Genomic DNA, 13,083 nt, shown 5'->3' on the forward strand with positions numbered 1-13,083 from the left:
CCGCCACCCTAACTCCCGTGGGCGGCGGGGGACGCGACCGTCCGTCATGCGGTCGGCAGGGCTACGCCGACTGGGTCGCCGCGGCGATCCGCTCGGCGCGCAGCGCCTCGTACCAGCGGTCGTCCACCGGCGGCAGGGCGTTGACGTCGAGAGCCAGCTTGATCAGCATGTCCGCGATGTGCGGGTTGCGGGCCATCACCGGACCGTGCATGTACGTGCCGAAGACGGTGTCGTTGTACGCGCCCTCGAAGCCGTCGCCCGTGCCGTTGCCGTTGCCGTAGCGCACGCGGGCGAACGGGCGGGCCGTCGGGCCGAGGTGGGTGATGCCCTGGTGGTTCTCGAAGCCCGTCAGCGGCGGCAGGCCCAGCGGCTCGTCGATGTCCGCGAGGACGTCGCCGACGCAGCGCTCGCCCTCGCCGCGGGTGCTGATGACGTCGAGGAGGCCGAGGCCCTGCTCGCGCTGGCCCAGGTCGTTGATGAACTCGTGGCCCAGGATCTGGTAGCCGGCGCAGACCGAGAAGACGATCGCGCCGTTGGCGACGGCCCGGTTCAGACCGCCGTCGCGGCGCAGCCGCTCGGCCGCGAGCCGCTGCGGGCGGTCCTCGCCGCCGCCGATCAGATAGATGTCCCCGGAGGTCGGGATGGGCTGGTCGGACCGGATGTCCACGCGCTGGACGTCCAGCCGGCGCTGCCGCGCCCGACGCTCCAGGACCAGGACGTTGCCCTGGTCGCCGTAGGTGCTGAGCAGGTCGGGGTAGACCCACACCACACGCAGGCTGTTCTGGCTCATGCTCACAATCCTGTCAGGTCTCGGCGGGGTCAGTTGCCGACGCGGCGGCGGACGTCCTGGAACGCCGTGTAGTTGGCGATCAGCTCGATCTTGCCGGGCGGGCACTGCTGCACGGCTTCGTCGACGGTCTCGCAGACCCGGAAGTCCAGGCCCGCGACCTCCAGCCGGACGGCCAGGTCCAGCTTGCGGTCGCCGATGACGAAGATCGGGTGGCCGGCGAGGCGCGGGTAGTCCACGTCCCACAGCCACGAGGTGTCGGTGCCGTCCGCGCCGCGGGCGTTGACCGCGAGGATCACCGGCGCCGGCGGCCCGTCGATCAGCGAGAACGTCTCCAGCCAGCCGGCCGGGTTCTTGGCCAGCAGCAGCCGGATGTCGCGGCCGAGGAACTGCACCACGTCGAACCGGCCCGCGACCGCCTGCACCTGGTACATCCGCTCCAGCGCGACCTGCGGCGGGACGCCGAAGGTGGCCGCGACGGCGGCGGAGGTGGTGGCGTTGGCCTTGTTGGCCCGGCCCGGCAGCTGCAGGTGGATCGGCCACGCCGAACCGTGCGGGTCGAGGACGTAGTCGCCCGAGAGCGCCCAGCTGGGGGTCGGGCGGCGGAAGCCGCACTCGCCGCAGAACCAGTCGTCGCCGGGGCGCTGCATCACGCCGCCGCACGACGGGCAGGACCAGGCGTCGTCCTTCCACTCCTGGCCGGCCGCCACCCACACCACGTTCGGCGAGGAGGAGGCGGCCCACACGATCAGCGGGTCGTCCGCGTTCGCGATGATCACTGCCTTGGTGCCGGCCAGGCCCTCACGCCACTTCTCGGCGAGCATGCGCGTCTCCGCGGCCCGGTCGAGCTGGTCGCGCGAGAGGTTCAGCAGCGCTATGGCCTTGGGGGAGACGTCCCGGGCGACACCCGCCAGGTACTTCTCGTCCACCTCGATCACGCCGTAGCGCGCGTCCGAGCCGCCCGCCAGGGCCGAGGTGATGCCCGCGGGCATGTTCGCGCCCAGTGCGTTGGACACCACCGGGCCGCTGGCGCGCAGCGCCTCGGCGATCAGCCGGGTCGTGGTCGTCTTGCCGTTGGTGGCGGACACCAGGACCACGTCCAGGTGGGTCGCCAGCCGGGCCAGCAGGTCGGGGTCGAGCTTGAGCGCGACCTTGCCGCCGATCACCGATCCGCTGCCGCGGCCCGCGGCCCGCGACACGGCCGCAGCCGCCTTGCCCGCCGTCACGGCCAGCTTGGCCCGCGGCGACAGTGGCCCCGAGTTGCCTGCCATCGTCCTTGATCCTCCTTGTTGGGCGCCGGGCCTGTTCCCTGGTCCGCCGGTGGTGGAACGCCCCCTCCGTGCCGAACGCCGGCCAGGAGGCTCCGGTCGGGGATCAGCCTATCGAGATCCGGCCGCAGGCCCGAACCGGCCGTCCACCGAGCGCGAGGCCGGCCGTAGGGTTGGCCCATGCGAAACGGCTCGATCCCCGGCAGTTCCGGACGTGTGCGGCCCATGCGGCTGCTCGGCGACCCGGGGCTCGGCACCCCCTGCGAGGACGTCACCGACTTCGGCGAGGACCTCGCCCGGCTCGTCGAGGACATGTTCGCGACCATGTACGCGGCGGGCGGCGTGGGCCTGGCCGCCAACCAGATCGGCGTCCCGCTGCGCGTCTTCGTCTACGACTGCCCGGACGACGAGGACCGCCGCCACCTCGGCCACGTGGTCAACCCCCGGCTCGTGGAGGCCGACGGGATCACCGTCCGCGGGCCGGAGGGCTGCCTGTCCGTCCCCGGCATCGAGGCGGGCACGCCGCGCTACGACCACGCCGTGGTCGAGGGCCGCACCGTGGACGGCTCGCGGGTGCGCGTGGCCGGCACCGGGTTCTTCGCCCGGTGCCTGCAGCACGAGTGCGACCACCTCGACGGCGGCCTCTACCTCGACCATGTGACGGGGCTGCGCCGCCGCCGTGCGCTGCGGGCGGTCCGCAAGGCGCCGTGGGCGGGGCGCACGGAAGCGCTGCCGGAGCCGGCCGGTACGGCGTAGGGCGTAGGGGCGCCGAGTCGCCAGCGGCTGCCCGTTAGAAGCCGGGGCCTCCGGGCAGGTCGCCGGAGGTGGCGAGCCGGCCCCAGAGCAGGTCCGCGAGGTGCCGTACGAGGTGCTCGCGCGGGAAGGGGCGCTCGCGCAGCCACCAGTCGCCGGCGGCGTGCATCATGCCCACGATGCCGTGGCCCCAGGCGCGCGAGAGCTCGTCGCTGTCCGGGCCGAGGTCGACGCGCTCGGATATGACCTGGGCGAGCTCCTCGCCCATCCGCCGCAGCAGCGGAGCCGAGTGCCGCCCCACGTCGAAGCCGCCCTCGGAGGGCTGGCCCTCGTCGGCGGGGTGCATCAGGAAGCGGTAGACCTGCGGCCGGGCTTCTATGGCCGCGAGGTAGTTGTCCAGCGTGCGCTCGACGCGGTCGCGGCGCTCGGCCGGGGCGTCCAGCGCGGCCCGCAGCCCCACGAGCAGCGCGTCGGTGTGCCGGGCGGCCAGGGCGCGGTAGAGGCCGCCCTTGTCGCCGAAGTGCCGGTAGAGGATCGGCTTGGTGATGCCGGCCTCGGCGGCGATGGCGTTCATCGAGGCCCCGGGCCCCTCCCGCAGCACCACCCGGTCCGCGGCCTCGAGCAGCTCCCGGCGGCGGCGCTCCGCCGCGTGCTGCTGGTCCTCCCGCTGACTGGTTTCCATATGACCTGCCTCCCCGCCCCTGTGAATCGTGATGCCTGCGCAACGTAACACCCGCTCCACCCAGCGAATCCGGGAGGCGGGACGGTTGACACTACTACCGGTCGGTAACATACTCGCGTTACCGGGAGTAATGTCGTGCCGAGGGGTGGAGGCCGCGTGGCCGAGTTCACGATGGAGCTCAGCGAGGACCAGCGGGGGGTGCGCGACTGGATCCACGGCTTCGCCGCCGAAGTGATGCGCCCGGCCGCCGCCGAGTGGGACGAGCGCGAGGAGTTCCCCTGGCCCGTCGTCCAGGAAGCGGCCCGCATCGGCCTGTACTCCCTCGACTTCTACGCCCAGCAGTTCTTCGACCCCACCGGCCTCGGCATCCCCATGGCCATGGAGGAGCTCTTCTGGGGCGACGCCGGCCTCGGCCTCGCCATCACCGGCACCGGCCTCGCCGCCATCGGCGTCCTCACCAACGGCACCGAGGAGCAGATCGGCACCTGGCTCCCGCAGATGTACGGCGACGCCGACGACGTCAAGATCGCCGCCTTCTGCTCCTCCGAGCCCGACGCCGGCTCGGACGTCTCCGCCATGCGCACCCGCGCCGTCTACGACGAGGCCAAGGACGAATGGGTCCTCAACGGGACGAAGACGTGGGCAACGAACGGCGGCATCGCGAACGTCCACGTCGTCGTCGCGGTCGTCGACCCCGGGCTGGGTGCCCGCGGGCACGCCTCCTTCATCGTCCCGCCGGGCACGAAGGGTCTCTCCCAGGGCCAGAAGTTCAAGAAGCACGGCATCCGCGCCTCGCACACCGCCGAGGTCGTCCTCGACGGCGTCCGCCTGCCCGGCCACTGCCTCCTCGGCGGCAAGGAGAAGCTGGACGAGCGGCTGGCCCGCGCCCGCGAGCGGGTGCGCACCGGCGGCGCCCGTACGCACAACGCCGCCATGGCCACCTTCGAGGCCTCGCGCCCCACGGTCGGCGCCCAGGCCGTCGGCATCGCCCGCGCCGCGTACGAGGTGGCGCTCGACTACGCCCAGACGCGCGTCCAGTTCGGCCGCCCCGTCATCGACAACCAGGGCGTCGCCTTCCAGCTCGCCGACATGCGTACGCGCATCGACGCGGCCCGGCTGCTCGTGTGGCGGGCGTCCTGGATGGCCACCGCGGGCAAGCCGTTCACCTCGGCGGAGGGCTCGATGTCCAAACTGTTCGCGGGCGAGACGGCGAAGGCGGTCACGGCCCAGGCGATGCAGATCCTGGGCGGGAACGGCTACACGCGGGAGTATCCGGTGGAGCGGATGCACCGCGATGCCGCCATTTACACCATTTTTGAGGGCACGAGCGAGATCCAGCGGCTGGTGATCGCCCGTACGATCTCGGACGTACCGATCCGCTAGCCGCGGGGGCTTTGGGCGTGCTGCACCATCTCGAATTGTGGGTTCCGGACCTGCCGCGGGCCGAGAAGAGCTTCGGCTGGCTGCTCCGCGCCCTGGGCTGCACGCCCTACCAGCACTGGGAGCACGGCCGCAGCTGGCGGCTGGGCGGCTTCTACGTCGTCGTGGAGCAGTCACCGGCGCTCACGGGCGGCGCTCACGAGCGGTGCCGGCCGGGCATGAACCACGTCGCCTTCCGCGTGGAGAGCCGCGCAGCTGTCGACTCCCTGGTGGCCGAGGCCCCCGCACACGGCTGGCGCCTGCTCTTCCCCGGCAGACACCCGTACGCCGGCGGGGCCGGCCACTACGCCGCCTATCTGGAGAACGAGGACGGCTTCGAGGTCGAACTCGTCGCCGACGAGGTTGAACTCATCGCCGTCGAGGCGGGGGAGGCTCCCTGACGGGCGGCTCCTGACGGGCGGTCCCTAGCAGCGGCCCCTGGCGGCGGTCCCCGCGGGCGGCTCCCGGCGGCGCATCCGGCGCGGGCTACCCCGTCCTCCGCCGCGCGGCGGAGGCGGTCCCTCCCGGGGGCGGACGCGGGACGCCGGCCCCGCGACCAGCATGAATCCCATGCTGAAGATGAACGCCCTGCCCGACGTGCCCCGGTGGGCCGTCCTCGCCGCCCACGCCGTCCCGCTGGTCACCCTGCCGTCGGGGCTGTGGCGCATCGCACTCGTCGCCGGGCTGCCGGTGGCCCCGCCCGACGGCGAGATGTCCGTCCTGGGGGCGCTCTACGTCCTCTCGCTCACCGCGGTCTCCGAGGCGCTCGCTCTGCTCACCCTCGGACTCGTACGGCCCTGGGGCGACGTTGTGCCGCGCTGGATCCCCCTGCTGGGCGGCCGCCGGGTGCGCCCCCTCGCGGCGGTGGTCCCGGCACTGCTGGGCGCGACGGCGCTGACGGGCATCGGCGTCTGGTTCTTCTGCGCCCCCTACGTGACCCCGCACCACGTCACCTGGCAGGGCACCCCGGCGCAGGACGCGCTCCTCGCCGTCTGCTACCTCCCGCTGCTGGCCTGGCCGCCGCTCCTCACGGCCGTGACCATCGCCTACTACCGCCGCCGTACAGACCGGCACCGGGCTGACAGCCGGGCATTCGCGGGAGTGTGAACACCCGCCATACCCACCCCCGCAAAAAAAGATTCCGCCGAACCGCAGATTTTTCTGTTATCCGCGCCGCGCCCCCCGGTCTCCATGCGTAAGACCGCCGAGGCGGCGGACCGGAAAGAGGTGGGCGGAACGTGAACCTGGAGAGCACGACCGGACTGGTCGAAGCGGCACGAGGCGGGGACCGCACGGCGCAGGGCGAGCTGGTCGCCGCATGCCTGCCACTGGTCTACAACATCGTCGGCCGGGCCCTGAACGGCCACGCGGACGTCGACGACGTCGTGCAGGAGACCATGATCCGGATGGTCGGCGGCCTGGGCGCGCTGCGGGACCCCGAGGGCTTCCGGTCCTGGCTCGTCGCGATCACGATGAACCAGATCCGCAGCCACTGGCGCAAGGAGCGGGGGGACCGCAAGGACGCCCCCGCGGGCGGCCCGCAGGAGATGGCCGAGGCCGCCGCCCCGCAGCCCGACTTTGTCGACTGGTCCATTCTCCGCCTCGGCCTGCAGGGACAGCGCAGACAGGCCGCCGAGGCCACGCGCTGGCTCGACGGCGACGACCAGGTCGTCATGTCGCTGTGGTGGCTGGAGGCCGCGGGCGAGCTGAACCGCGCCGAGGTCGCCGCGGCCCTGGGCCGCTCGCCGCAGTACACCGCGGTCCGCGTCCAGCGCACCAAGGCGCAGCTGGAGACCGCCCGCGTCGTCGTCCGCGCCCTGGCCACGACCCCGCGCTGCCCGGAGCTCGCCGCCGTCCTCGACGGCTGGGACGGAGCGCCGGGCCCGCTGTGGCGCAAGCGCATCGCCCGGCACGCGCGCGGCTGCGCCGACTGCGGCGGGCACTGGTCGGCGCTGGTGCCCGCGGAAGGGCTGCTCGCCGGCCTCGGCCTGGTCCCCCTCGGGGCCGCGCTGCTGGGCCGCCTGGCCGGGGGCGTGACGGGCGACCCGATGACGGCCTGCGCCGCGGGGAAGGATGCGGCTCCGGCTCCGGCCGCCCCTTCTCCGGGAGGCGAGAGCGCTTCTCCGGCAGGCGAGACCGCGCGCCTGGCCCGCCGCGCCGTCGTCGCCGGTGTCATAGCCGTCGTCGTGGCGGGCGCCCTGGGCGGCGGCCCGCAGGTCTTCAACGCCGCGCCGAAGAACGCTGCCCCGAAGAGCGCGGCTCCGCAGACGCCGGGCGGCCCCGTCGAGGTCGTCCCGGTCACCGCCGGCGGCCCCACGCCGACCTCGCCGGAGCGCACTGACGCCATGCCCGCCGGCCGTTCCGAGACCAACGGGCGTGTTCCCGTACGCGGATCCGCCGCTCCGACGCCGACGGCGCCCGCTTCCGCCGCCACCCCGGCCACGGACAAGGCGCCCGCCCGGAGCGGCACGCCGGCCGAGCCGGGCAGGAAGCCCGCCCCGGAGGCATCGCCCCGCCGCACCCCGCCTCCGGCTCCGCCGGCCGACCTCGCGCAAGAGGTCGTCCGCATCGTCAACGCCGAGCGCGCCAAGGCCGGTTGCGGGCCCGTACGCCGCAGCGCCGAACTGGTCGCCTTCGCCCAGCACCGCACCGACGAGCGGGCGCCCCGCACCCCCGCGAACCAGTGGTCCGCCTTCGCCCGCGGCATCGCCGCGCCCGGCCACCACTGGAGCACGTACGGAGTGAACGCCACCACCGGCCACGGCAGCGCTTCCGCCGCCGTGACCGCGTGGATGAACGACCCCGGGCAGCGCAGGACCCTCCTCAACTGCGCCTACACCGAGATCGGCGTGGGCGTCACCTTCACCTACGACGGCCCGCGCTGGCTGCAGGTCTTCGCCGCGCGCTGAACCGCCGTCCCCACAGCCACCCCCTCGCCGGACGGGCCCCCACGCCGCGCCCGGCCGTCCGTAACCCCCCACTGAAGGGAACTCCCTTGCCACGCAAACACACCCACCGCCGCAGCAGAACCGGCCGCCGCCTGATACTCACGGCGGCCGCGGCCGCCGCGGCCGCCGGCATCACCTTCAGCGTCATCAGCGCGGGATCCGCGACCACGGGCGGCGGCAGCCCGCAACCGGGCGCGGTGAGCGCACCCGCCTCCGAGCCCGTCCACAAGAAGCCGCCCGCCCCGCTCACCTCGGCCCCCAAGGCCGACAAGCGCCGGGGCCTCGTCTACGAAGGCCTCAAGCCCGCCCCCAAGGGCGACCGCTGCGTCGGCGTCTACAGCGTCTCCCGGGCCGGCCTGTGCACCCACGGCCCGGACGCCCCGCCCAAGGGCGTCGACATCACCAAGGACACCCCGCCCGTGGCCAAGGGCACCTCCGGGCCCTCCTCCCTGACCGGCGACGGCGAGCAGGCCCCCTCGGCCGGCGAGGCCCTGCGCGGCGCACCGGCCGTGATCGACGCCCGCAAGGGCGGCGTGGCGGCCTCGCCCGCCGCCCCCGGCTCGCCCGGCACCCCGCAGGCGCCGTCCGGCTCCAAGGTCGTCTGTGACGGCGACGGCACCACCGGCAACCGCGTCCAGGTGCTGTACGTGCACGCCCCCGGCCGCGACCGGTTCGGCCAGTACGCGGCCTCCTTCAAGCAGTGGGCGGCCGAGACCGACGTCATCTACAACGCCAGCGCCAAGGAGACCGGCGGCGAGCGCCACGTCCGCTACGTCACCGAGGCCGACTGCACCGTCTCCGTCCTGGACGTCGAGGTCTCCGCGGGCGACCTGCAGGAGTTCGGGGCGATGAACAACGCCCTGGCCGCCAAGGGCTACAACCGCCGCGACCGCAAGTACATGGTCTTCGCGGACGCCCAGGTCTACTGCGGCATCGGCACCTTCAACGGGGACGAGCGCCCCGGTCAGGACAACCTCAGCAACTTCGGCCCGTCCTACGGGCGCACGGACTCCGGCTGCTGGGGCGGCAGCACCCCCGCCCACGAGCTCGGCCACAACCTCGGCGCCGTCAACAATAGCGCCCCGCACACCAGCAAGGCCGCGCACTGCGTCGACGAGTGGGACATCATGTGCTACTCGGACGCCCCGTACTACCCGAAGATGCAGACCATCTGCCCCGACCGGGCGAACGACGCGCGCCTGGACTGCGGCCACGACGACTACTTCCACACCAGCCCCAAGCCGGGCAGCTACCTCGCCACCCACTGGAACATCGCCAACAACCGCTTCCTGATGGCCGGCGGCGGCACCGGCAACCCCGACCCCGGCCCCACGCCGACCCGTACGCCCGACCCGACGCGCCCGCCGACGGCCGGCCCCGACGCCCAGGTCAGCCAGATCACCCCGAACTCCGCCGTCGTCAGCTGGCCGAAGGTCCCCTCGGCCGCCGGGTACGACGTGCTGGTCGACGGCAAGAAGACGGCCGACGTCAAGGAGACGGTCGTCCGCCTGACCAACCTCAATCCCGCCACCGCCTACAAGGTCGCCGTCGCCGTGCGCGGCACCGACGGCAAGACCTCCGCGCCCGGCCGCGCCGCTGCCTTCCGCACCCTCCCCGCCGACGGCGGCTCCCCGACCCGCCCGGGCACCCCGTACCTGATGGTCAACGGCCTCACCGGCCAGGCCGTCGACCTGTGGGGCGGCTCCGCCGCCGACGGCACCGTCGCCATCGCCTACCAGCGGCACGGCTACGCCAACCAGCAGTGGGTCTTCGAGAACGCCGGCGGCGGCACGCTGCGCGTGAAGTCCGCCCAGAGCGGCAAGTGCCTCGAACTCGGCAGCGGCGGAAAGGCCGTGGCCGGCCAGTACGTTGCCCAGCGGCCGTGCCGCGACACCGCCGCGCAGAAGTGGCGGCTGAACGGCGCCGGCGGCGGGGCGTACGTCCTGCAGCCCGAGGGCTCCTCGCTGGTGCTGGGCATCAGCAAGCGCTGGTACTACGGCGGATGGCTGCTCGAACTCCAGCAGAAGAACGGCCAGGGCTACCAGAACTGGACCCTGGCGAAGGCCACCTCCTGACGGCTGATTCCTGAACCGGGCCGGCGACCGCTGTCCTGTCAACTCCCCACCACCGGTCGCCGGCCCACCGAAGCCCCCTTCCCCGAACTACTCAGAAGGATCGCCGCGATGAAGCCACGCCCCGTGACCCTGGCCCCCGCACTCGGCTGCGCCGCCGCCCTGCTGGTCCTGACCACACCGGAACCGGCCGCCGCGCACGGCGACACCATCCACTTCACCATCGGCGGCGCGCCGTCGGACGGCCACGTACGGGCCGTGGCGGCCTGGGACAACGACGACGACCCCGTGGACGAGCTGGTAGCCGGCACCCTGACGGCCACCAGCCGGGACGGCCGCACCCTCGGCCCGTGGCAACTCGTACCCACCGAGGGCGAGAAGGCGACCTACACCACCCGCGAAGCCCTGCCCCCGGGCAACTGGAAGATCGTCGTCCATAGCGGCTTCCCGGACCTCGGCCACGGCGAGGGCACGGTCGACGTAGCAGCCCAAACCAAAACCGGCCCCACGCCGACCGCAACGCCCCCTCCGGCAGCAAGCCCCGCACCGTCCGCAGCCACCACCCCGCGGAAGACGGCGTCCTCATCCCGTACGGGCATCGCCATAGGCACCGGCGCAGCGGCCGCCGTGATCGCAGCGGCAGCCGGCGTCCTCCTGCTCCGCACCCGACGCTCGCGCAACGGGGTGAGCCGAACTAACCGGTGAAGGGCTCTTCCAACGTCGGGATGCACGGAGACAGCAACGCTTCCGTGTGCTGCGTGACAGTGCCTCGGGCGAGCCTGAGCACACGCACCTCGTTCTCATGGCCCGGGTCCTCGTCATCGCGGATATGGAGGAGTCCGTATGAGCCGGGGGCGACCATCGCCACATGTTCGAACAGGTCGGCAACGTCAGGTGACGAGCGGTGATTGGAATAGCCTCCCAGGTGGATGAACGGCTCGCCGTTCATCCAGCGGAGGTCCAGGAGGTAGGGGCTGTCCATCGCAGCGATGCGCAGCCGAAGCTCATCGACGATCTGCCGCAGCCGGGCATCGTCCTCGTCATCAACTGCACTCTGCCTGATGGTGATCCAGCCGTGGTATTCGAACACATGGCCATCCTAACGACGTCAGCTGTCGGCCACCTCGCCCGAACAGCAGTTCTGCTGGCAGCTCCTAGCCGCGTGGGCGGGACCCTCTGCCGGGCGGGGTGCCCGAGGTCATCACCTCACAGAGGGGCCGTGAGAACGTCGCCAGACTCGCCCTCAAGCACTGCACCTCAACGTGCGCGGCCGTGACAGCTGAGGCTGCAGGCCTGGATGGAGTTGAGGCGGGGGAGGGGCTTAGTTAGGGTGCGGGCCGGGGGTGTCGAGATCATGGACAGCAGCAGGTCCGCCGGGGCCTATCAGGAACTGGAGGGCGACGACCCGTCGGTGGTAGGGGACTACCGGCTCGTGGCACGGCTCGGTTCCGGCGGGATGGGCAAGGTCTACCTCTCGTACACTCCGGCCGGCCGGCCCGTGGCGATCAAGGTGATCCGGCCGGAGTTTGCGGAGGACCCGGAGTTCCGGCGGCGGTTCGCCGACGAGGTGGCAGCCGCTCGGCGCGTGCAGGGGCTGTATACGGCGCCGGTCCTCGACAGTGACACCGACGGCCCGAGGCCTTGGCTGGCCACGGTATACGTCCCCGGGCCCACCCTGTCTTCTGCGGTCGCCACGCACGGGCCCCTCCCCGTGCGGACCGTGTTGCTGCTCGTCGCGGGTATCGCCGAGGCGCTGCAGGCCATCCACAGCGCGGGTCTGGTACACCGTGACCTGAAGCCCTCCAACGTCCTGCTCGCTCCCGACGGCCCGCGCGTCATTGACTTCGGTATCGCACGGGCCGCCGACGCAACATCCTTGACCGCCAGCGGGGTCACCGTGGGCACGCCGTCCTTCATGGCACCCGAGCAAGCAACCGGCGCCGAGGTCACCGCGGCGACGGACGTCTTCGCCCTCGGACAGATAGCTGTCTTCGCTGCCACGGGCAGGTCCGCCTACGGGAACGGGCCCTCCCACGCAGTGCTCTATCGCATCGTCCACCAGGAACCAGACCTCTCTGGTGTACCGGCGGAACTACGGGACCTCATAGGCCAGTGCATGGGCAGAGATCCGCATGAGCGCCCAGGGCTGTCCGCGATCATCGATCTGTGCCGCACCGCAGGCGACCATGCCCAGCTACGACGCTCCGAAGGCTGGCTGCCGGCCGGAGGCGCAGCGGGCATCGCACAGTGGCCGGCCGCCCCCGGCCCGGCGCCGACGGCTCCCCTCACTGCGGTGGTGCCACAGTCCCCGCCTGCCCCACCGCCTGCCTCGCGCCCGTCCGTCCCGTCGTCGCAGGCGCCGAGGATGTCTCGATCTGCCCCGCTGCCGTTCCCGCCTGCCCCGCGGACATCTCGGCCTGCCCCGCTGCCAAGGAGGAAACGCGCCGCGCGCATCGCCCTGTTTGCGGCCCTCAGCACGGGCGTCCTTACCGTCGCCACCTTGACGGGATTGGCGGGATACGTCCTGACAGACGGCACCAGCGGCACGGCCGCCTCGGATGCGAAGAGCACGCCGCAGACGGATCACAGCAAAGTGACTCTCCGCTCGGGCCAATACCTGAACCTGGCCGACACGTTGCCCACTCCACGGGAGGGTTCCGAGGATGATGTCTACTTTCGTTGTGTGGACTTCGAAGGCTGCAAGTTCGGCGCCAATCACGCCCAACTCAGCCGACTGAACAACGGTGAGCAGGGCTCACGGGACGTCTGCAGAAAGAGGAGCGCCTTCACTACTTCCGTCAACACGGACACACTCATGGCGGGCTCGCAGATCTGCGTGCGCAATCAGGACGGCTGGGCCGCCCTGATCATTATCAAGAACTTGTTGGTGGCCGACTACCGCGACGCGTCCGTCGTCCTTCTCATGGACGTCTGGCGCGATTCCACCTGACTGCCCGAATCACCGGCCCGGTCTCGGGTACCCGCGCGTCCGGATCGGAGTACTGGACCTGGGCGCTGCACCTCGCACCAGAAGTGCATGCGCTGATCGACGCGAAAGTGCGCAACCTGCAAGCCGGCCCCTCGTGCCGTTACGTTGCGGATGGCGTCCAAGAGGGCAGTTCGGACCCTCAATGGCCGCACGTCGCCCCCGGTA

General features: G+C 72.3%; 12 protein-coding genes. 8 read left to right on the top strand and 4 right to left on the bottom strand.

Going from position 1 to position 13,083, the window contains the following annotated elements; all coding sequences use genetic code 11:
- Positions 1–61: 61 nt before the first annotated feature.
- A complete protein-coding gene (locus ACSNOH_RS01985; protein WP_436719386.1) occupies positions 62–790 on the bottom strand; it encodes a type 1 glutamine amidotransferase in 729 nt (242 codons plus the stop codon).
- 29 nt (positions 791–819) lie between these two features.
- On the bottom strand, positions 820–2,058 hold the full coding sequence (locus ACSNOH_RS01990; protein ID WP_030364333.1) for a MurT ligase domain-containing protein: 1,239 nt from the start codon (positions 2,056–2,058) through the stop codon (positions 820–822).
- 177 nt (positions 2,059–2,235) lie between these two features.
- Between ACSNOH_RS01990 and def the strand changes: the two genes are divergently transcribed.
- Complete coding sequence (gene def, locus ACSNOH_RS01995; protein WP_436719387.1) at positions 2,236–2,811, top strand: peptide deformylase; 576 nt, start codon at positions 2,236–2,238, stop codon at positions 2,809–2,811.
- Between the two features lie 34 nt (positions 2,812–2,845).
- Here def and ACSNOH_RS02000 read toward each other — a convergent pair whose 3' ends face one another.
- Positions 2,846–3,490: a TetR family transcriptional regulator gene (locus tag ACSNOH_RS02000; RefSeq protein WP_436719388.1), complete on the bottom strand. Its 645-nt coding sequence runs from the start codon at positions 3,488–3,490 to the stop codon at positions 2,846–2,848.
- Positions 3,491–3,646: 156 nt separating this feature from the next.
- Here ACSNOH_RS02000 and ACSNOH_RS02005 point away from each other — a divergent pair, with 156 nt between their 5' ends.
- The 6 genes from ACSNOH_RS02005 to ACSNOH_RS02030 all read left to right on the top strand — a co-directional run bounded on the left by ACSNOH_RS02005 (position 3,647) and on the right by ACSNOH_RS02030 (position 10,634).
- Positions 3,647–4,873: an acyl-CoA dehydrogenase family protein gene (locus tag ACSNOH_RS02005; protein ID WP_436719389.1), complete on the top strand. Its 1,227-nt coding sequence runs from the start codon at positions 3,647–3,649 to the stop codon at positions 4,871–4,873.
- A 17-nt stretch (positions 4,874–4,890) separates the two neighbouring features.
- Complete coding sequence (locus ACSNOH_RS02010; protein WP_436719390.1) at positions 4,891–5,310, top strand: VOC family protein; 420 nt, start codon at positions 4,891–4,893, stop codon at positions 5,308–5,310.
- A 169-nt stretch (positions 5,311–5,479) separates the two neighbouring features.
- Positions 5,480–6,016, top strand: a complete 537-nt coding sequence (locus ACSNOH_RS02015; protein ID WP_436719391.1) for a hypothetical protein — start codon at positions 5,480–5,482, stop codon at positions 6,014–6,016.
- Positions 6,017–6,147: 131 nt separating this feature from the next.
- Positions 6,148–7,818, top strand: a complete 1,671-nt coding sequence (locus ACSNOH_RS02020; protein ID WP_436719392.1) for a sigma-70 family RNA polymerase sigma factor — start codon at positions 6,148–6,150, stop codon at positions 7,816–7,818.
- A gap of 86 nt (positions 7,819–7,904) precedes the next feature.
- Positions 7,905–9,932, top strand: a complete 2,028-nt coding sequence (locus ACSNOH_RS02025) for an RICIN domain-containing protein (RefSeq protein WP_436719393.1) — start codon at positions 7,905–7,907, stop codon at positions 9,930–9,932.
- A 108-nt stretch (positions 9,933–10,040) separates the two neighbouring features.
- Positions 10,041–10,634, top strand: a complete 594-nt coding sequence (locus tag ACSNOH_RS02030) for a hypothetical protein (RefSeq protein ID WP_436719394.1) — start codon at positions 10,041–10,043, stop codon at positions 10,632–10,634.
- Here ACSNOH_RS02030 and ACSNOH_RS02035 read toward each other — a convergent pair.
- Positions 10,624–11,019 carry an Imm7 family immunity protein gene (locus ACSNOH_RS02035; protein ID WP_436719395.1) on the bottom strand — a complete coding sequence of 132 codons (396 nt, stop codon included), beginning with the start codon at positions 11,017–11,019 and terminating at the stop codon, positions 10,624–10,626. The genes ACSNOH_RS02030 and ACSNOH_RS02035 overlap by 11 nt on opposite strands.
- 264 nt (positions 11,020–11,283) lie before the next feature.
- On the opposite strand from ACSNOH_RS02035, the gene ACSNOH_RS02040 reads away from it, so the two are divergent.
- Positions 11,284–12,879 carry a serine/threonine-protein kinase gene (locus ACSNOH_RS02040; protein ID WP_436719396.1) on the top strand — a complete coding sequence of 532 codons (1,596 nt, stop codon included), beginning with the start codon at positions 11,284–11,286 and terminating at the stop codon, positions 12,877–12,879.
- Positions 12,880–13,083 lie beyond the last annotated feature (204 nt).

It is taken from the genome of Streptomyces sp. URMC 127, from assembly GCF_051386535.1.
In the GTDB taxonomy this organism is placed as follows: Bacteria; Actinomycetota; Actinomycetes; order Streptomycetales; family Streptomycetaceae; genus Streptomyces.

What these genes read in the sequence shown, in the direction of transcription:
- ACSNOH_RS01985 (WP_436719386.1), bottom strand. Translation starts at nt 790, where the DNA reads ATGAGCCAGAACAGCCTGCGTGTGGTGTGGGTCTACCCCGACCTGCTC.
- ACSNOH_RS01990 (WP_030364333.1), bottom strand. Translation starts at nt 2,058, where the DNA reads ATGGCAGGCAACTCGGGGCCACTGTCGCCGCGGGCCAAGCTGGCCGTG.
- def (WP_436719387.1), top strand. Translation starts at nt 2,236, where the DNA reads ATGCGAAACGGCTCGATCCCCGGCAGTTCCGGACGTGTGCGGCCCATG.
- ACSNOH_RS02000 (WP_436719388.1), bottom strand. Translation starts at nt 3,490, where the DNA reads ATGGAAACCAGTCAGCGGGAGGACCAGCAGCACGCGGCGGAGCGCCGC.
- ACSNOH_RS02015 (WP_436719391.1), top strand. Translation starts at nt 5,480, where the DNA reads ATGCTGAAGATGAACGCCCTGCCCGACGTGCCCCGGTGGGCCGTCCTC.
- ACSNOH_RS02030 (WP_436719394.1), top strand. Translation starts at nt 10,041, where the DNA reads ATGAAGCCACGCCCCGTGACCCTGGCCCCCGCACTCGGCTGCGCCGCC.
- ACSNOH_RS02040 (WP_436719396.1), top strand. Translation starts at nt 11,284, where the DNA reads ATGGACAGCAGCAGGTCCGCCGGGGCCTATCAGGAACTGGAGGGCGAC.